This is a genomic window from Microcoleus sp. N9_B4 (genome assembly GCF_036701635.1).
Lineage (GTDB): Bacteria > Cyanobacteriota > Cyanobacteriia > Cyanobacteriales > Microcoleaceae > Microcoleus.
On record NZ_JAUBRC010000023.1, the window covers coordinates 17167 to 34409 of the forward strand.

A 17243-nucleotide genomic window follows, 5' to 3' on the forward strand; every position below is an offset into this window, starting at 1 on the left:
TCAGTTTTGCAGATCAAAATGAAATCCGGGTGAAATATGGTGTTACTGTTTGTACCAAGCTTGTCGCCACTCTTTCATTTGCTCTATTTCTTGCTTTTGCGAAGTTACAATCTCTTGGGACAATTTGTTTATTTCCGGCCGCTTCGACTTCTTCAAAGCATCTTGGGCCATCACTAAAGCTCCTTCGTGGTGGGGAATCATCGCATTGAGAAATCGCAAGTCAAATTGGTCATCAGCGGCCCCTAAATCCATGCTCATCATCATGCTTTGCATTTGTTCGGGAGTCATTGCCATCGTGTGACTCATTGCAGCGTGATAAGCCATTGGCGTACTGCTGGCTTTGGCATACCAAGCTTTTCGCCACTCTTTCATTTGATTGATTTCGCGGTTCTGAGCGGCAATCATCTCATTTGCTATTTTTTTCATTTCCGGGCGTTTGGATTTATTGAGTACCTCTTTTGCCATGTTTACTGCACCTTGATGGTGCAGTGTCATGCCATCAATAAATCGCAAATCGTACTCGGCATCAGCCGGGCCTAAATCCATTGACATATTGTGATCCATGCCATGATTCATGCCACCCATGCCACCTTGTGCCGCGTCTGGCTTGTTGTTCACTTCGGTTGCAGCCGTAACGTTTGGGGCTTGAGTTTGGCTTGTAGGAGCTTTTGAACAAGCTGCGAGCACTCCGCTGGTTAGGGCGGCTGTGGCGATCAATGTCAGCCCTGCAAAGCCGGTTTTTAATGAAATTGGTTTCATACATTTTATATGCTTAAAACGACTATTTATCTTCAGCTTTCCACATATAAATGAAATTAGGATGAAATTTTCGACTGGGAATTGTAAAAAATTATTGCTGTGCTGTCGATCGAACTCAAATTTAAGATTTACAGGACTCATAACCTAATTATGTAGGGTGCACAGTGCGCGCCTTACCCTATGGGTAGGGTGTCAAACCACTTTTTCCATAATTCCTGATTAATTTCGCAATCCCCCTTGACACTCCAGTGGACTAGAGAAGTCCAAGCAGTTGACTCAGCCGCCGTTGTTTAAGCCGATCTCAAGACGAAGTTGGTGACAATTCAAACTGTGAAACCGGAAAATGAAGTTAGGGAAGCGATCGCATCTGTTGGCTATCCAGGCGCTTGAAGACAGAAGTCAGAATATTACCCATCCCAATTTCACAGTGCATATATGGATCATCTGACAGTCAAACTCCAAGGCATGAGTTGAGTCGATCGCCCTTCTGCTGGTATCCAGCGCGTTTTTGCTGAAGTTGGACTAGACCCAAAAGCAGCTCAAATCTAAACACTGCAAGCACCAGGGAAAATTGTAGCGATACTGGGAGATGGGATTAACGATGCTCCGGCTTGGGCAATAGCGGATGTGGGAACTGCGACGCTGCTCATATAAGGGTATAAATAAGCTTTCAGGTGTTGACATATCATTAGTTGCTGATATGATGATACAAAAGAGCTTTGTATTGGAACTAAGCATATGATTGTCTCTGCTCAATCCCAGTCCACTCGCTTGAAAGCAAAACTCTTTCGTGGGTTTTCCGATCCATCACGATTGGCGATTTTGGACGTGCTGCGATCGCGTGCAATGACCGTGAGTGAAATTGTTGAAGCAACCGGGCTATCGCAATCTAACACCTCAAACCACTTGAGCTGTCTCCGTGATTGCGGTCTGGTAAACACCGTACAGCAAGGACGGTACACGAGCTATCAACTCGCCGATGCACGAGTTGCTGAGATTTTGGAAATGGTTGAAGAGTTACTGGCTGATGTAGCAAAAGGAGTTTATGAGTGTACCCGCTACAACTGCTCAAAGAACGAATAAAAACAAGCTAATTAGGAGGCACGATGTCAGACTGTGGATGTCACATGGAAGCCAAGAACGCAGCCGAGCGTAAAACGCTGCGAATTCTGTTACTTATCAATGGCACAATGTTTGTCGTCGGAATTGTGGCAGGAGTTTTAGCGGATTCAACTGCCTTAGTTGCAGACTCATTAGATATGTTTGCAGATGCTTCGGTTTACACGATGTCGCTGTATGCAGTTGGCAAATCGGCGCATCATAAGAATCGTGCAGCGACTCTAAGTGGTATTTTTCAGATCACGTTAGCCGTGATGGTTGTCGTCGATGTGATTCGACGGTTTGTTTGGGGGAGTTCACCGGAATCGGGTTGGATGATGGCAATGGCTTTTTTGGCCCTAATTGCTAACAGTTATGGTTTGTACCTTCTCTCAAAGCATCGTAAGGGTGAGGTACATATGCGGGCAAGTTGGATATTTACGCAGAATGATGTAATTGCAAATTTCAGTGTGATCGTCGCAGGTTTCCTAGTGACTCTATTTAATTCTCGATTTCCCGATTTAATTGTTGGATTTGGAATCGCAAGCCTAGTCGTTTGGGGTGGAATCAGTATTATTCGAGATGCACAACGCGACAGAATGAAGCAACAGGGGCTGTAGCAATATCGCTTAACAAGTTTGGCACCAACGATTTGAAGGTTTCTCGCTTCGTTCAATTGAGACATACATTCATTTTGAGGTCAAAAATACTATGCGTCGTCAACGTTCTCAGCCTTGGATTCACCGCTATTCTCGTCCCATCACGGCAGGAATTGCCTCGATAGGGGCTGCGACTACTGCTTATCTAACAGTGGTCAAGTTATCCAACGGAACGGCAGTTTGTCCGATCGAAGGCTGCGATATCGTGCTTTCGAGTCCCTATGCCTATGTCTTTGGTTTGCCTCTTTCTTTGTTCGGTTTTTTGGGCTACTTGAGCATGATAGTTTTTGCCGTAGCTCCCCTACTTGTTAATCCAGCAGAACAGAAGAGTCTCCGCTCTAAGTTAGAGTCTTGGACGGGCTTATTTCTGTTTGCTGGTAGCACAGCTATGACGATTTTCAGCGGCTATCTGATGTATGTACTGGCTGTTGATATTAAAGCAGCTTGTATTTACTGTATTGCTTCTGCTTTGTTTGCAACTAGCTTGTTTGTCTTAGCATTAATCGGTCGCGAATGGGATGATATCGGGCAACTATTTTTTATAGGGATTCTGGTGTCTATGTTAGTGCTGATTTCCTCTCTGGCTCTTTATGCCGATGTCAATAATCTCGGTACGGCTAAAGAAACAAGTATGAACACTACAACATCTTCTGGTACTTCAGAAATTGCTTTAGCGCAACATTTAAAAAGAGTGGGAGCTAAAATGTACGGCTCTTTTACCTGCGATCACTGTCAGATGCAGAAGGAAAGTTTTGGCAAAGAAGCGGCTCGCATTATCAATTATATCGAGTGCAATCCGCAAGGGAAGAATGCTCGCCGCGATCTTTGTGAAGCTGCCAAGATTCAGGGTACTCCTACTTGGGAAATTAATGGTAAGTTTTACTCAGGGCAAAAATCTTTGCAGGAGTTAGCTGATTTATCAGGTTATCAGGGAACTCGCGAATTTAGAAACCTCTCAAATCAGCAACGTTGACAAGAGTGATTTTTGGCGATCGACCTCATCATAGTCGATCGCACGCATCTCGGTTTAAGGTATGAAAAAATACCCAATTTTATATTTATGGTAATCGTGCGGTTGTAGCTAATGGGCGATCGATTATAGTTTGTTACTTTCTCAGGAACAGAAACTGTTGATTGTTTCTGTTCCTGAGAGAAACTAAAGTCGGATGAGACGAATACGATTTTCGGGCATTCGTTGGAGATTGGCAGCAACTCTGAGGCTTTTATCGTCGCAAACTGTCGATGTTGGCACAAAAGACGGGGCGCAAGAAAGTGAACCAGAGTGCGGATGCTGTTGGAGGATGGGTTAAAAGAAGAGGTATAGGGCTAAGGATTCTCTTGATATTGTGCGATCGCTGTACTTGGAGCGTGGCGATCGCTTTTTCATGCTAGCGGGACTTAAACAACAAGTTTTAAAACTAAACATCGTCGCCCCAATCTAGGATACACCGACTTTGAAAACACGCCCTAGGGATTCAAGAGACAGCGGAGCGTGGTGTCCAGGGTGTTGGTTTCTCCTTTTTAGAGCTTCTCAAAAATTTCTTTTCATTCCCCCTTGACACTCCAGTAGGCTGGATAGTTTAAGTTAGGATTAACCCCTCAAAGGAAAGGAGAAATACAACCATGACACTACAGCTAAAAGTCCCTAACATGGCGTGTTCAGCTTGTGGCGAAACCATTACCAAAGCCATCAAGACAGTAGATGCCGCCGCAAATGTCCAGGCAGATCCCAAAACCAAACTGGTCAATATCCAAACTCAAGCATCTGAAGCCGCTATTACAGATGCCATTACAGCGGCAGGTTATCCCGTTACGTGTCACTAAAGATTTCTCAGACCCATATTAAGGATGAAAATAAGGAGGTTTTGTATGGAAAACGCCACTATGAAACTGCGAGGCATGAGTTGTGCCTCTTGTGCAAGTAACATCGAAGAGGCAATCCGCTCAGTTCCGGGAGTTGAGACGTGCAATGTTAATTTTGGAGCTGAACAAGCCAGCGTTACATATAATCCCAGCCAAACTGATGTAGCAGCGATTCAGGATGCCGTGGATGCGGCTGGATATTCTGCTCTGCCGATGCAAGATGATGTACTTGCTCCAGAAGATGATGCAGAACGGCAGGCGCGGCAAAGTGAAAATCAGGACTTGACCCGTAAGGTGTGGGTTAGCGGTATTATCAGCGCCGTTATCGTGATTGGCTCGCTGCCTGCGATGACGGGATTGCCTATTCCCTTGATTCCCATGTGGCTGCACCATCCCTTGCTACAACTTGTACTCACTACTCCAGTCTTGTTTTGGGCGGGTAGGTCTTTCTACATCAATGCCTGGAAAGCCTTGAAGCGTCATACGGCGACAATGGATACGCTAGTAGCGATCGGGACAGGGGCAGCTTACCTCTATTCTCTATTTCCCACCTTCTCTCCCCAGTGGTTTATCAGTCAGGGTCTTAAACCAGATGTGTACTTTGAAGCGGCATCTGTAATTATTGCATTGCTCTTGCTAGGACGACTGTTGGAAAACCGCGCTAAGGGACAAACCTCAGAAGCAATTCGTTCTCTTATGGGTTTGCAGGCAAAAACGGCGCGGGTAATTCGTAATGGACGAGAGGTGGACATTCCCATCGCTGAGGTAGTGTTGGGAGATGTCATTCTAGTTCGTCCGGGTGAAAAGATTCCCGTGGATGGCGAGATTATTGATGGCTCCTCAACGATTGATGAGGCAATGGTGACGGGTGAAAGTGTACCCGTGAAAAAGCAGCCTGGTGATGAAGTGATTGGAGCGACTATCAACAAGACTGGAAGCTTCAAATTTCGAGCCACACGAGTGGGTAAAGATACGTTTTTGGCGCAAATCGTTAAACTGGTGCAGCAAGCGCAAGGCTCCAAGGCACCGATTCAGCGATTAGCCGATCGCGTTACGGGATGGTTTGTCCCTGTTGTGATTGCCATTGCGATCGCTACCTTCATCATCTGGTACAACATCATGGGCAACGTCACAATGGCATTGATTACCACCGTGGGCGTGCTGATTATTGCTTGTCCCTGTGCGCTTGGCTTAGCCACGCCAACCTCGATCATGGTGGGTACAGGTAAAGGGGCAGAAAACGGAATTTTGATTAAAGGTGCAGATAGTTTAGAACTGGCGCACAAACTGCAAACTGTTGTTTTAGACAAAACAGGCACGATTACCCAAGGTAAACCCACTGTAACGGACTTTATAACGGTTAATGGTACCGCCAATGGTAACGAGCTAAAACTTCTGCGCCTCGCTGCATCCGTCGAACGGAATTCAGAACATCCTCTGGCAGAAGCGGTGGTGCAATATGCCCAATCTCAAGGAGTGGAGCTGACGGATTCACGGGAGTTCGAGGCTCACGCAGGCAGTGGTGTGCAAGGGTATGTATCCAATCAGTGGGTGCAAATTGGAACTCATCGTTGGATGAATGAATTGGGAATTGATACCAGTAGTTTGCAGCAACCGTGGGATCAATTGGAATATCTCGGAAAGACGGTTATCTGGATTGCCGTAAATGGCAAAGTAGAAGGAATTATGGGCATTGCCGATGCCGTGAAACCATCTTCTGTTGTCGCAATTCGCACTTTACAAAAGATGGGATTAGAAGTGGTAATGCTAACAGGTGATAACCGTCGCACGGCGGAAGTCATAGCGCGGGAAGTCGGCATCACACGAGTTATTGCAGAAGTTCGTCCCGATCAAAAAGTCGCTCAAATCGAAAATCTTCAGGCAGAGGGAAAAATTGTCGCAATGGTGGGGGATGGAATCAATGATGCACCTGCACTTGCTCAAGCTGACGTAGGCATGGCAATTGGCACAGGAACAGATGTCGCGATCGCAGCTAGCGATATCACTCTAATTTCTGGTGACTTACAAGGCATTGTTACTGCCATCCAACTGTCTCGCGCTACGATCCAAAACATCAAACAAAATCTGTTTTTTGCCTTTGTCTACAATGTGGCAGGCATTCCGATCGCCGCCGGAATTCTTTTCCCGATTTTTGGATGGCTCCTCAATCCAATTATTGCCGGGGCAGCAATGGCATTTAGTTCCGTTTCTGTAGTAACAAATGCGTTGCGTCTCCGTAACTTTCGACCCAAAAATGTTGGCTAATTTGATTCGTGCTTAAGAGGGACTAATGATGAACAAGCAACTTACATTTCTAGGAACATTAGCAGGATTTGGCTTTCTGCTTGGGGTAATTTCCGGTTCAATTTTTGGAGTGTTAACGTAGCCTATTTTTGCACTCTGATGAATGAAACATCGAACGATAGCACGGGTTTTGTCAATCACGAAGGAAATTTACTAAATACCTTTGTTCAAAACCCGCTCTTACTCCCATAATCTTGTTTATTTTTTAGGAGGTTTTCAAATGAGCGGCAAAACAACAATTATCGGTACTATTGCTAGTCTCGGGGTTGTACTAGGAATGTTATCTGGTGAAGGAATAGCGCAAAATACCCATGAAACACACCCAACTCAAACACAGCAAAGAAGTCAGTTTCATCGCATTGAACAACCCTTAAGTAACAAGATTTTAGTTACTCTGGCTGGAATGGGATTAATTAGTTTAGAACTTTGGTGGTTTCTCCTTAGCAAACCCAAATCTCAGAAAGCAGTTACAGCCAGTGGAGGAATTCAAGAAGTAACCGTCACCGTTGATGGTGGCTATGAACCCAGCCGCATTGTTGTGCAAGCTGGACAACCAGTGCGTCTTAACTTTCACCGCCAAGATCCTAGCAGTTGTTTGGAACAAGTCTTAATTCCAGATTTTCATATTGCAGCAGATTTGCATCTGAATCAAGTAACCTCTGTTGAATTCACACCTAAAAAAGCTGGCAGTTATGTCTTTAGCTGTGGCATGAATATGTTTCGAGGCGAAATTATCGCCACCGAAGACCAACAACTTGAATCAACGGGGTTCGAGGAACCTCAAACACTAACAGAATCCCAGTTCAATTCATCCATGTCAACACATCAGCCTGAAACAATAATTGACGCTGAAGCTATGCAAATCAATCCAACTGTTGACCAGGGCATCCAGAAAGTGACTATCATGGTTAACAAAGGCTACACGCCTAATCATCTGGTAGTTAAAGCAGGTAAACCCGTTCAACTCAACTTTTTACGCGAAAATCCCAGTGGTTGTTTAGCGAAAGTGCTGATTCCAGATTTTGGCATTGCTACCGATTTGTCTTTGAATCAAGTAACAACCATTGAATTCACTCCCGAAGACGTAGGAAACCACACTTTTAGTTGTGGCATGAATATGTTTCGCGGTACCATAGAAGTGCAAGCCGCTAACGTCTCTGACCCAGATGAAATGGCTGCTCAGGCCTTAAATAACTGACCGTCAACCAAGTGCGATCGCTCGAATGGTTTGTCCAGACGCCTACTGCTACCCAAAGTTGCGACATTCAGGCGATCGCCACTCTGTCATTCAAAAAAATGTCTAGCCCCTCTTGACTCTCCACTCGACTGGATAGTTTATCATAAGCTTAGAGTTGGATTCAGTAGAGGAAATGAGTATGTTAGTTCAAGAAAAGCAAAAACTCATTGGTTTAGTTGCGAAAGAAAGCGGTGTACCGATCAAAACCATTCGCTACTATGAGGAACTCGGTTTAATCAAGGCATCAGGCAGAACCGAGGGGAAATATAGATTATTTAATTCTGATATTTTGAATCGGCTAAGGTTTATTAAACGCGCCCAAACTTTGGGATTAAGTTTAGCCGAGATTCAAGAATTATTGACGGTTCACGATGGGGGAGAGTTGCCTTGTGAACACATCAAAGTCCAGTTGCAAGATAAACTGCTCGCTATCGATCTACAAATTCAGCAACTATTTATCCTCAAACTAGAGTTGGAAGGATTACTTTCAGGTTCGCCCACCTTACTAGAAAAGGTTGATTCCATCATTTGTCCTCTGATTCAAAAAAAGTAAATTTTTCTATAACTTAATTGTTTCGATCGGTATGTCAACGGAGGTTATAGAAGTTAACACACTGGTTTCTTATCAAAAAATAATATCGCTCAACACAACTGCCCCATACACTGATTAAGGCAAGTTCAACACTTATGGTCAAAGTCGGAAAATCAGGGTTTATATATCTTCTTGGTGCCTAAATATTAGAGTTGCAACACATTAAAAAAGATCAATTAGCAGGTCAAATACTTGACAATGAGCTAGAGCTTGCCTACACCGTAATTCAGGGAGTAAGTAGTCGGACATAAATAAACAATGCTATGTTAAGAAAGATTAAATAGGCAAGAAGAAAACACTTCCTAATAGTTCAAAAACCTAACTATTCGGAATGGAAACGATATCTTTGTACTTCATAACCAGATTGCGTCGCTCTGGCTTCAACTGCTTCCATGACGGCAATTGCTAATTCATATTCATCCGCAAACATTCGTCCCGCCAATTCATCTTCCTTTAGTCTTTGCCATTCATTTTCAATCCGATTCATTTCCGAACAATAGGAGGGTAGGTTAAACAAATATAAACCTTGACTCTCCCAATAGGCATGACGTTCTTTAACAACTTTGCTAGTATGAATAGAACCCCTATCTTGAACAATAACAGTAATAACTCCTGATTTTACCAGCTTTACTTGTGCTTTCTGTGCCTGCCAATCCATCAATTTAATATAGGACTTGCTGTTGAAGTTTTTAACAGCTAAACCGTATTCAAAACTGTTGTCTATTTCTAATAAACCACAGATATTAAGTCGTCTTCCTTTCTTTTTTGTTTGCTCAATTCGTTTTTGTTCCCCTTTTTTTGCCCAGGTATAACACACTTGCGCCCACAGACTAAAGCCGGATTCATCTAAGTATTTTAAGTGAATATCCCCCGCTGCTGCTGCCCATTCCAGCATATCTAGGTCCGCTTGACCAGTTTTTCTTTGGGTGGGATTTTGTTTGGATTTATGAGAAGTCCGTGTTCTTTTCCACAATAAGTTTTTTTTTGAGGATTCTTCTCAGTTGGCGTTCACTTAAACTCACTTGACGTTCCGTTGCTAAGAACTGACACAATTGCTTACTATTGTAAGTCCTTTGTTCTATTTCTAATTTTTCTTCTACGGCGGCGATGTCTGATGGGAGCCATTTTTTGTTCCTACCTGGACGCGGGGCATCCCACAATCCTTCTAATCCTTTTTCTTTCCATCTGTGTAAGGTTGAACGTACTGTGTTTGGCGAACATTTCAAATAGTGGCTAATTTTTTCAACTCGCCAGCCTTGCGCTGATAATCGGACAGTTTCGGCTCGCTCTTTGGTTCTAGCAGGAATATTTTTGACTTTTCTTAATTCCCAAAGTGTCTGCTCTTCTTCACAATTGAGAAAAACTCTTAATGGTGGTGATGACATCGCTTGATACTGATATAATTTAAGCATTATAACTGAATTTTTACGGCAATTTCTGAGAAGCTGTTTGTTTAGCATTTGCTTTCATCACAGTCGATCGCTCATCGCAGTCGATCGCTCATCACAGTCGATCGCTCATCACAGTCGATCGCTCATCACAGTCGATCGCTTAATATTTCTTTATACCACACTGTTTATTTATGTCCTACTACTTAGAAGTTAGATAGAGGAGAAAGAAAAAACTACCGTACCCCAACGTGTTAAATTTAAATCCAATCACCACACTTAATCTTTTGTTACATAAAGATAATTTTTCCTGCCTACCTACTTATGTCGGTTTATTCTGAAAAAATTTGTTAAGTTTTTTTCGCTACCCCTTGACTCTCCAGTCGAATAGAGAATTTAAGCTGTTATTAGGTTGAGTAAATTCACGATTGATTTACTCAACCAACTTCACCCATTAATCACCATCGATTAGAAATTGAAGGCTATGGTACTGCAACTAACTGTTCCTAAACTGGCTTGTTCTGCTTGCGTGAATGCTATCACCAAAGTTATTCAAACGCTTGATTCTACTGCCTCGGTTCAAGCCAATCCAAAAACCAAACTTGTCAGCATAGAAACTCAAGCCTCCGAAACAGCAATCAAAGAAGCAATAGCTGCGGCTGGCTATCCATCCGTGTAAACCTTTTAGTTTTTTTTCCTGCCAGCGGTTAGCTTTTGGCTAGCCGCCAATCCTAAATATTCATCTTAACTGTGGAGTTTATCAGTAGTTTTTAGGATTCATTTACAAGAATGCCCTTAACTAAAAACTCCAAACGAGAATAGCAAAATCTGAACCCCTGATAAATCGACAACCTCAAGTTTACTAACTGGAGAAAACAATGAACCCATTTTTAACTGCAATTGCTATTACTTCAACTCTCATCCTAACTCAAGGTTGCTTCTCACCCTCAAGCACAAAATTTGGCAAAACATCAAGTTCTTCTGCCTCACAAGTGGCAAATACAAGTTCTCATGAGGGTCATGTAATGGATAATGTCCAAAAATCAGGAGCTAATAAAAATCCTCATGAGGGTCATAATATGGAGGATTCCAAAACCCATGACGCGGGAGAACAACATCATGATGGTGGTCATTCAGGGCATTCCGATGCCGAACCTGCAAATGCTATTGCTAAGCTGACAGTTCCCTCCTATATCGCGCCCACAACTCCCGTACCTTTGGTAATTGAAGTCCAAAACAAAGAGGGAAAGTCTATTGCTGATTTTGATAAATTTCAAGAACAATTAATGCACCTGATTGTCGTTAGCGATAATCTCCAATATTTCAATCATATTCACCCCACCTATAAAGGAAATGGACACTTTGAAGTTCAAACTGATTTTCCCGGCTCTGGTGGTTACACGCTGTTCAGTGATTACAAACCAGCAAAAAATGCAGAACAAGTTTCTGTCTTAAAAATGCAAGTTCCTGGTCAAGCTTTAGCTCGGTCAAAAGTTGACATGGCTACCACAAAAACTTTGGGAAATACTAAGGCTAACCTCACGTTTTCTCAACCTCAAATAAAAGCAGGACAAGGAGTTAACTTAATTTTCAATTTGCAAGATGCTAGTAGCAACCAACCGCTGAAGGATTTACAGCCCTATTTAGGGGAAAGAGGACACTTAGTTATCCTCAAGCAGTCATTACCGTTGACAAAAGCCGACTATATTCATGCTCATGCCTTGAAAGATACTCCAGCAGGAGAGGTTCACTTTATGACCAGTTTCCCCCAACCAGGAAAATATAAGCTTTGGGGGCAGTTCAATCGTAATGGTCAAATTGTCACGGCTGATTTTTGGGTAAACGTGGAATAGTTATACTCGCATTTTTCGTTTCTGAAGCAGAGAAACAGATTTTTGTTTCAAATGCTTGATTTCTCAACATTTTGCTATCAGCTAACTACTGGTGGCTGATAGCAAAACTCCTTGGCGATAAATCATGAGTAAACTATGGAATCATCGGAATTACAACCTTCTTCAAACACCAATCTACAAATCCATTCAGAGTCCGCTTCTTGTCGGCGATCGTCCCCTTCGTTATTGCTCGTGTTGCTCCTTGTGGGCGGTGGAGGGATTGGACTGTGGCGCGTTTTTGCTCCGACTCAGGAAAAGTGGCATGGTGGGGGTGAACTTGGACGTACACTTTTTTAGACTGCACTACTAAAAATCCCGTGTTTGTTACTTTTAGCAACGGCGGTGATTCTCCATACCGACTTGGGCGATCGCCGGCTATCTTGGATTTTAAACATTCAAGAGCGAGGAAAACTGCCACTCCCCGCGTTCCTCAGCACAAAAAGCCAGGTTTCACTGCAATCACAATTGGGCTTCAGGTGAGATTATGTGTAACGCCCCAGGTTTTACTGCTGTGCCTCATGCAGCAGCCCGTGTAGAAACTTCTTTAAGAATAGAAAATAATTCATCTAGCAGTTTAAAAGGATGCAGGGGTGCGATGGCGTTCCGCCCCGCAAGCTACGGCATCAGTTACGCTTGCTGTCAGAATGTCCTAACTGTGAGGCTAGGTTTAAAGTTCCGGCGCAGTGGGTAGATGGGTGGTGTCAGGGGTGTTTTCTGAGTTTTGTGGATATGGAAAAATATCAGAAGCCGATTAACTTACTAAATAGAAGGCAAAAAAGGTAAAGTTTCAATTCGCAAACAAAATGTAGAACTTTTTGTAGAGCAAAATAAGCTATATAGTTTAGTTTGTAGTTAGTAGTAGCTTCCCTTGTATTACCCCTATACTGGGAAAATAATCCGAAATACTTTAGCTTTTTAGACTGATTGCTGAATTTGTATTTTCTCCTGCAATTTAACTTCAGTACCTGCTTTCACCTCAGCTTCAACAAACGAGCCATATACATCGATACTTGAATTTACTGCTTCAAAACTAACAGCCAGAGCAAAAGGTACGTCAGCATTGCTATTTTGGTTCCATCCTGTATGTCCAACTACAGCAATACAGAAGCTTTTGGGTAGCTCATAAGACTTTACAGTCGCCCAATCTTTCTGAACAGTTCCTCTCCTTCGAGACAGTTCCTTTACTATGCCATCAATGCCATTTGCTCGTGTTTGGCCTTTGCCTAACTGTCTTTTTCCCAATGTCCATTGGAATAGCTCGTTATCTTTCTCGGTTTCTTCTGGTGCATCATAGTCTTCGAGAACTTGAGCTAGAAAACGCTTGGGATCTTCTTCCCGTTTGCTACAAGTCCAATCTAACCAAGTTGATAGATATTTCCTACAGTTACGTCGGGTACGACGAGGTTCAGCCACATAAGAAAGGGTAATTTCAATCAGAATGTCAAATCCTTCCCCTTGAGGTAGGAAATTTTCTGGCACTTTTACTTGATAAACCTTGGCTTGTCGAGCTTTAATGCGTTCTGTCCCTCTAGTTGTCAGCGTTACACGATTTAGGGAATTGCCAAGGGCGCGATAGATATCTGGAATTCCATAACCCATAGTCCGAATGGCATGATATAAATTAGTCTCCGAATTATTCGTCCAAGCTGGTAACCGTGCTGATTGAACGATGAGTGCGCGGTAAAGCAGTGTGCTTTCTTGAGGTAATGCTGCTGCTAATGCGGCAGCGATATGTGTAACTTTAGGAGCAGCAAATGATGTCCCTACGGCATCGGCACTAACAGCTTTACCACTATCACGGGTTGAACGAATTAATTCTGGACTAACTGATTCTGGTGTAGTGAAATTTGGTGAAGTTGGTGAGTCAATCACATAGTCCCCACCATATTCAACCACTTCTGGTTTAATAGTATCCCAAATGCCTGGGCCAGAACAGGAGAAAGAAGAAGGATAATTCTCTTCTGCTATCGACCTTAGAGGCGGCTTATTGTAGGTACAATGAGCAACAGAGCCAACAGTTAGAGCTTGAAAACTCTGTGCTGGGTTAGCGACCCGTGCAGAGGGTTGCAGCAGATATTGTGGATAGTTACGACCAGCTTGTATGTGAGCGTAAATTGAAGGGCGCGTCACATAGTTGGACTTTGCTTCAATATTGCCCGCCGCAACAATGAAGAGAACATCATTTTCCCAACTTAGTTTATCGATAGCTGCTGCCCAAGGAGTCATTGATTGGGTGCGACATGGGGAAATTGCAGCTACTGAGTGGTTATAAATTCGTGTTCTAGTTTGGCGATAATAAATCTCCACAATTTCTTCTAAAACGTTAGGCGGGAAAAACCCTTTAGGTAGTTCGTTTTCCGCATTGAGAATTCTAGCATTTTGAAGCCAACACACTGCCTGCTGACGACCTGTTTGAGGAATGCCTCGTGGATATAAAACTGCTCCTGCAACTCTAGTGCCATGTCCACCATATTTACAATAATCAGCAGTCATATTCGTTTCTCCAGGTACCCAAGATGTAGAGAGATTAGAGTCAATCGCAACTTTCAGTTTAGGGTGAATTTCTTGAATACCACTGTCTATAATACAAACTTTGGGTGCGTTTGGATCAGGTGCTTGTAATTCAAACTGTTCCCGATCTGATTCAGAGTTATTAGGTGTAACGGATGGAGCGATAAATTCATCGATTTCACTGACATCGAATATATATGGAAAGTTGAGGACAAGATCCTTCAGACCTTTACCAAGTATGCGAATTCGGCAGGAAAAGCTATCGGGTAGGCGTGAAATACCCATTTCATTACCTGGACTGGACTTCAAAATTTTTCCACGATATAGTGGATCTTGAATAAATTTTTGAAATTGCTGTTCTCTTACCCAATAAAGATCATCCCATTCTTCAGATGTGAGATTATGTTTATCTAACCATTTATTAATGCTTTTCAGATACTTGTCATCGTTATGAAAACGTTCCCGCTTGGGGCATCTCGAATATTGTTCTTGAATGTTGATGCAAGAAATACCTACATCTACAATATATTCTTGATGATCTAAAATCTGACCCCACTGTTCTTTAAGGCTAGGGGAAAGGATATATTCTGGTCGTTGAGTCCCCTCCAAAATTTCCCATATTTCTGGAACTTTGCCGCCCCCATGCTCAGACTCAATAAATTGCTGAATCTTTTTTCTGAGTTCCGAGAGTTTTATATCTGCTGAAGCTCCAATAATGTAGCCCTCCTCTAGATCAGCAACTATTTCAATCCCGAAACTTTTCAGGGCATCTGCATCAAATAAATTAGGATCTACTTGTAAAATGAATGAAATTGCATCTGGCAGATTAGGCTTACAATCTTCCTCGCGTTTTTCGCGTTCTTTCTCCCAATTTGAGACAATAGATGAAATAGAAGAATTTAACTTGCTACTATGTCCACCTACATCACCTTTATTAGCCAGCGTTGTTGTAGAGGTTTTTTTCGCACCTCCGGGAGATGGCGTAGCAGTTCCTTCATTAGTCAAACGTAGAGGTAAATGAGAAAATTGATTTAATTGTTCAGACATGGGAAATTATAACGTCTTGAATAGATGCCTCTAAGTGTTCTTGGATGACAAGCTCTTCTCGATCAAGGATGGCGCGTTTAGCCGCATCTTGAGCAACTCGAACAATTTGTGCTGCTGAAAGCTTGTCTAATTTCAGCACAATATTTCTCCAGTCGATTATACCCAACTCTACAGAAGAAAGTGTCTGTTTCAAAATAGCCTCAATTTCTGCGGGTGTTGGTTTTGGCACTTCGATGACATCATCAAATCGTCGCCATACAGCTTCATCCAGAAATTTAGTTAAATTTGTGGCTGCAACAAGTAATCCATTTGAGGCTTCATATTCATCAAGTAGTTGTAAAAAAGTATTAACCACTCGCTTGATTTCTCCTACTTCCTGAACGTCTTCTCGTGATTTAGCGATCGCATCACATTCATCAATAAATAACAAACAAGGAGTTTGAGAGGCTGTTTCAAATACTTCGCGCAAATTGGTTGCAGTTTCCCCTAAAAAGGAAGAAACCATTGCATCAAAACGTACTTTTACGAGAGTAAGTCCTGTATTCCAAGCTAGACGTTCGGCTCCCATAGTTTTACCGCACCCCGGAGTACCATAGAGTAGTATTTTTTGGCGGTAGCGTAAACCATGATGAGCTAGTCGGTCACGTGCAACATATTCTTTTTCTATACGACGAAAACGATCTTCCACAGCATCTGAAAGAATCATATGGTGTCGTAAACGCTCTCTAGGAACCGTAACAATAAAGGGATGGTTAAAACGTTGCTTGCTCGATAGCAAGGTTAGGGAGTGAGTATCATGTGTCTTTGAAAGAACACCGCTAGAAGGTGCAGAAGAAATTGCATCACGAGAGAGCTTAGGTGAAAGTGCTGGAATCTCAGGAGGGATACGAGAAGATTGAGAATTACTTTTGTGGGTAATATTTTGGAGTTGTTCAGCTAGGAGGGTGTGTCCTTTTTTACGTTCTTCCTCAACGACTACAGATAGCATACTTTGGATCGCCGTTTTATCTTCACTGGCGATCGCTCTAAATAGCCGTTTAAGCACGTCTCCTTTCATTTTGCTGATTTGCTACTATATAGTACCATTGTACTATTTCAACCAATCAAAGTCCACCAGTTCGAGCGATCGCACTTTACCCCTCCACTCTCTCACGCAACCGCCCATAAATCACATCTCACATCTAACCACACCGGTACTACAAACTTACCCTCAGCCCAAGCTGCTACTACTTTTCCCACATCGAACTCTACCAGCTTAGAATCTCCTGCCTGCGACTCCTTGACAAAAATTAACCGGTTTGGCTCCCGATCGCTCAAAAGCCCCGGATACTTCTCCTGGAGAGTTTTTAGAACTTCTCTAGCCACCTCAAACGTAAAACCACTGACAGCCAATACTCTATCGTCGCCAATGCCGCAAAATCTAGGACTTGCTCGCAGGCAAAAACAAGCTCTAATCAACGAATTACTGATCCAAGCCAGTAAAAACATTCAAAACATAGAGGCAAGCATTTAGGTAACGGCTTGTTGGTCGCAGCCGCCGTTGTTTCGTCTCAAAGCATTACCCCACAGCAGCCGAAGCAAAGCATAATCGTGCTTACCAGACCAAGTAGTGCGATCGCGCTGTATGACGGTCAGCGAAGGAACGGGCTAATTTTGTCCAGTCCCGTCTTGAACCAAGTAGCGGATTAGAGCATGAATTGCCCGCTGTGCCGTTAGCGAGAGAGCAACTCTCACAATACCTATCAGCCTCGGACTGAAGAAATTCCCGATTGGTGACGAGCAATTTTAGATTAGACCTCTTGCAAAATAATTTTGTGCTATTATGGAAAGTTTAGCCAATTTTATAATCTAGCAGGCTGGGCAAGTTTAAGGAGAGGCCAATCAACCCAATAA

Annotated in this window: 15 protein-coding genes and 1 pseudogene; 10 read left to right on the plus strand and 6 right to left on the minus strand. The window is 43.0% G+C overall.

The window, feature by feature from the left end; all coding sequences use genetic code 11:
* Positions 1 to 42 precede the first annotated feature (42 nt).
* Positions 43 to 759 (minus strand): DUF305 domain-containing protein, encoded by a 717-nt coding sequence (locus QUA43_RS16635; RefSeq protein WP_333142764.1) that lies wholly within the window; start codon positions 757 to 759, stop codon positions 43 to 45.
* 738 nt (positions 760 to 1497) lie between these two features.
* On the opposite strand from QUA43_RS16635, the gene QUA43_RS16640 reads away from it, so the two are divergent.
* The 7 genes from QUA43_RS16640 to QUA43_RS16670 all read left to right on the plus strand — a co-directional run bounded on the left by QUA43_RS16640 (position 1498) and on the right by QUA43_RS16670 (position 8473).
* Positions 1498 to 1842 (plus strand): metalloregulator ArsR/SmtB family transcription factor, encoded by a 345-nt coding sequence (locus tag QUA43_RS16640; RefSeq protein ID WP_333142765.1) that lies wholly within the window; start codon positions 1498 to 1500, stop codon positions 1840 to 1842.
* Between the two features lie 44 nt (positions 1843 to 1886).
* Positions 1887 to 2477: a cation transporter gene (locus QUA43_RS16645; protein ID WP_333375366.1), complete on the plus strand. Its 591-nt coding sequence runs from the start codon at positions 1887 to 1889 to the stop codon at positions 2475 to 2477.
* Between the two features lie 91 nt (positions 2478 to 2568).
* Complete coding sequence (locus QUA43_RS16650; RefSeq protein ID WP_333142767.1) at positions 2569 to 3489, plus strand: vitamin K epoxide reductase family protein; 921 nt, start codon at positions 2569 to 2571, stop codon at positions 3487 to 3489.
* A gap of 650 nt (positions 3490 to 4139) precedes the next feature.
* Positions 4140 to 4340 (plus strand): heavy-metal-associated domain-containing protein, encoded by a 201-nt coding sequence (locus QUA43_RS16655; RefSeq protein WP_333142768.1) that lies wholly within the window; start codon positions 4140 to 4142, stop codon positions 4338 to 4340.
* Between the two features lie 45 nt (positions 4341 to 4385).
* Positions 4386 to 6644, plus strand: coding sequence for a heavy metal translocating P-type ATPase (locus QUA43_RS16660; protein ID WP_333142769.1), 2259 nt, complete (start codon positions 4386 to 4388; stop codon positions 6642 to 6644).
* Positions 6645 to 6903: 259 nt separating this feature from the next.
* On the plus strand, positions 6904 to 7881 hold the full coding sequence (locus tag QUA43_RS16665) for a cupredoxin domain-containing protein (RefSeq protein ID WP_333142770.1): 978 nt from the start codon (positions 6904 to 6906) through the stop codon (positions 7879 to 7881).
* 178 nt (positions 7882 to 8059) lie between these two features.
* Entirely contained in the window at positions 8060 to 8473 is a 414-nt protein-coding gene (locus QUA43_RS16670; protein WP_333142771.1) for a heavy metal-responsive transcriptional regulator, read from the plus strand.
* A gap of 361 nt (positions 8474 to 8834) precedes the next feature.
* Here the strand turns inward: QUA43_RS16670 and QUA43_RS16675 are convergent.
* Positions 8835 to 9897: pseudogene (locus QUA43_RS16675) on the minus strand (IS630 family transposase).
* 487 nt (positions 9898 to 10384) lie between these two features.
* On the opposite strand from QUA43_RS16675, the gene QUA43_RS16680 reads away from it, so the two are divergent.
* On the plus strand, positions 10385 to 10579 hold the full coding sequence (locus QUA43_RS16680) for a heavy-metal-associated domain-containing protein (protein ID WP_015211780.1): 195 nt from the start codon (positions 10385 to 10387) through the stop codon (positions 10577 to 10579).
* A gap of 199 nt (positions 10580 to 10778) precedes the next feature.
* The gene (locus tag QUA43_RS16685; RefSeq protein ID WP_333142773.1) at positions 10779 to 11753 is read left to right on the plus strand and encodes a hypothetical protein; all 975 of its coding nucleotides are present in this window, start codon (positions 10779 to 10781) and stop codon (positions 11751 to 11753) included.
* A 133-nt stretch (positions 11754 to 11886) separates the two neighbouring features.
* Here QUA43_RS16685 and QUA43_RS16690 read toward each other — a convergent pair whose 3' ends face one another.
* The gene (locus QUA43_RS16690) at positions 11887 to 12210 is read right to left on the minus strand and encodes a hypothetical protein (protein WP_333142774.1); all 324 of its coding nucleotides are present in this window, start codon (positions 12208 to 12210) and stop codon (positions 11887 to 11889) included.
* A 66-nt stretch (positions 12211 to 12276) separates the two neighbouring features.
* Here QUA43_RS16690 and QUA43_RS16695 point away from each other — a divergent pair, with 66 nt between their 5' ends.
* Positions 12277 to 12483: a hypothetical protein gene (locus QUA43_RS16695; RefSeq protein WP_333142775.1), complete on the plus strand. Its 207-nt coding sequence runs from the start codon at positions 12277 to 12279 to the stop codon at positions 12481 to 12483.
* A gap of 224 nt (positions 12484 to 12707) precedes the next feature.
* On the opposite strand, the gene QUA43_RS16700 is transcribed toward QUA43_RS16695, so the two are convergent.
* The 3 genes from QUA43_RS16700 to QUA43_RS16710 form a co-directional block, all read right to left on the minus strand.
* A complete protein-coding gene (locus QUA43_RS16700; protein WP_333142776.1) occupies positions 12708 to 15350 on the minus strand; it encodes a S8 family peptidase in 2643 nt (880 codons plus the stop codon).
* Positions 15343 to 16407, minus strand: a complete 1065-nt coding sequence (locus QUA43_RS16705) for an ATP-binding protein (RefSeq protein ID WP_333142777.1) — start codon at positions 16405 to 16407, stop codon at positions 15343 to 15345. The genes QUA43_RS16700 and QUA43_RS16705 overlap by 8 nt, the downstream gene beginning before the upstream one ends.
* A 92-nt stretch (positions 16408 to 16499) precedes the next feature.
* The gene (locus QUA43_RS16710; protein WP_333233857.1) at positions 16500 to 16742 is read right to left on the minus strand and encodes a hypothetical protein; all 243 of its coding nucleotides are present in this window, start codon (positions 16740 to 16742) and stop codon (positions 16500 to 16502) included.
* Positions 16743 to 17243: the final 501 nt, after the last annotated feature.

What these genes read in the sequence shown, in the direction of transcription:
- QUA43_RS16655 (WP_333142768.1), top strand. Translation starts at nt 4,140, where the DNA reads ATGACACTACAGCTAAAAGTCCCTAACATGGCGTGTTCAGCTTGTGGC.
- QUA43_RS16700 (WP_333142776.1), bottom strand. Translation starts at nt 15,350, where the DNA reads ATGTCTGAACAATTAAATCAATTTTCTCATTTACCTCTACGTTTGACT.
- QUA43_RS16670 (WP_333142771.1), top strand. Translation starts at nt 8,060, where the DNA reads ATGTTAGTTCAAGAAAAGCAAAAACTCATTGGTTTAGTTGCGAAAGAA.
- QUA43_RS16650 (WP_333142767.1), top strand. Translation starts at nt 2,569, where the DNA reads ATGCGTCGTCAACGTTCTCAGCCTTGGATTCACCGCTATTCTCGTCCC.
- QUA43_RS16640 (WP_333142765.1), top strand. Translation starts at nt 1,498, where the DNA reads ATGATTGTCTCTGCTCAATCCCAGTCCACTCGCTTGAAAGCAAAACTC.
- QUA43_RS16695 (WP_333142775.1), top strand. Translation starts at nt 12,277, where the DNA reads ATGTGTAACGCCCCAGGTTTTACTGCTGTGCCTCATGCAGCAGCCCGT.
- QUA43_RS16660 (WP_333142769.1), top strand. Translation starts at nt 4,386, where the DNA reads ATGGAAAACGCCACTATGAAACTGCGAGGCATGAGTTGTGCCTCTTGT.
- QUA43_RS16705 (WP_333142777.1), bottom strand. Translation starts at nt 16,407, where the DNA reads ATGAAAGGAGACGTGCTTAAACGGCTATTTAGAGCGATCGCCAGTGAA.
- QUA43_RS16645 (WP_333375366.1), top strand. Translation starts at nt 1,887, where the DNA reads ATGGAAGCCAAGAACGCAGCCGAGCGTAAAACGCTGCGAATTCTGTTA.
- QUA43_RS16635 (WP_333142764.1), bottom strand. Translation starts at nt 759, where the DNA reads ATGAAACCAATTTCATTAAAAACCGGCTTTGCAGGGCTGACATTGATC.
- QUA43_RS16680 (WP_015211780.1), top strand. Translation starts at nt 10,385, where the DNA reads ATGGTACTGCAACTAACTGTTCCTAAACTGGCTTGTTCTGCTTGCGTG.
- QUA43_RS16685 (WP_333142773.1), top strand. Translation starts at nt 10,779, where the DNA reads ATGAACCCATTTTTAACTGCAATTGCTATTACTTCAACTCTCATCCTA.
- QUA43_RS16665 (WP_333142770.1), top strand. Translation starts at nt 6,904, where the DNA reads ATGAGCGGCAAAACAACAATTATCGGTACTATTGCTAGTCTCGGGGTT.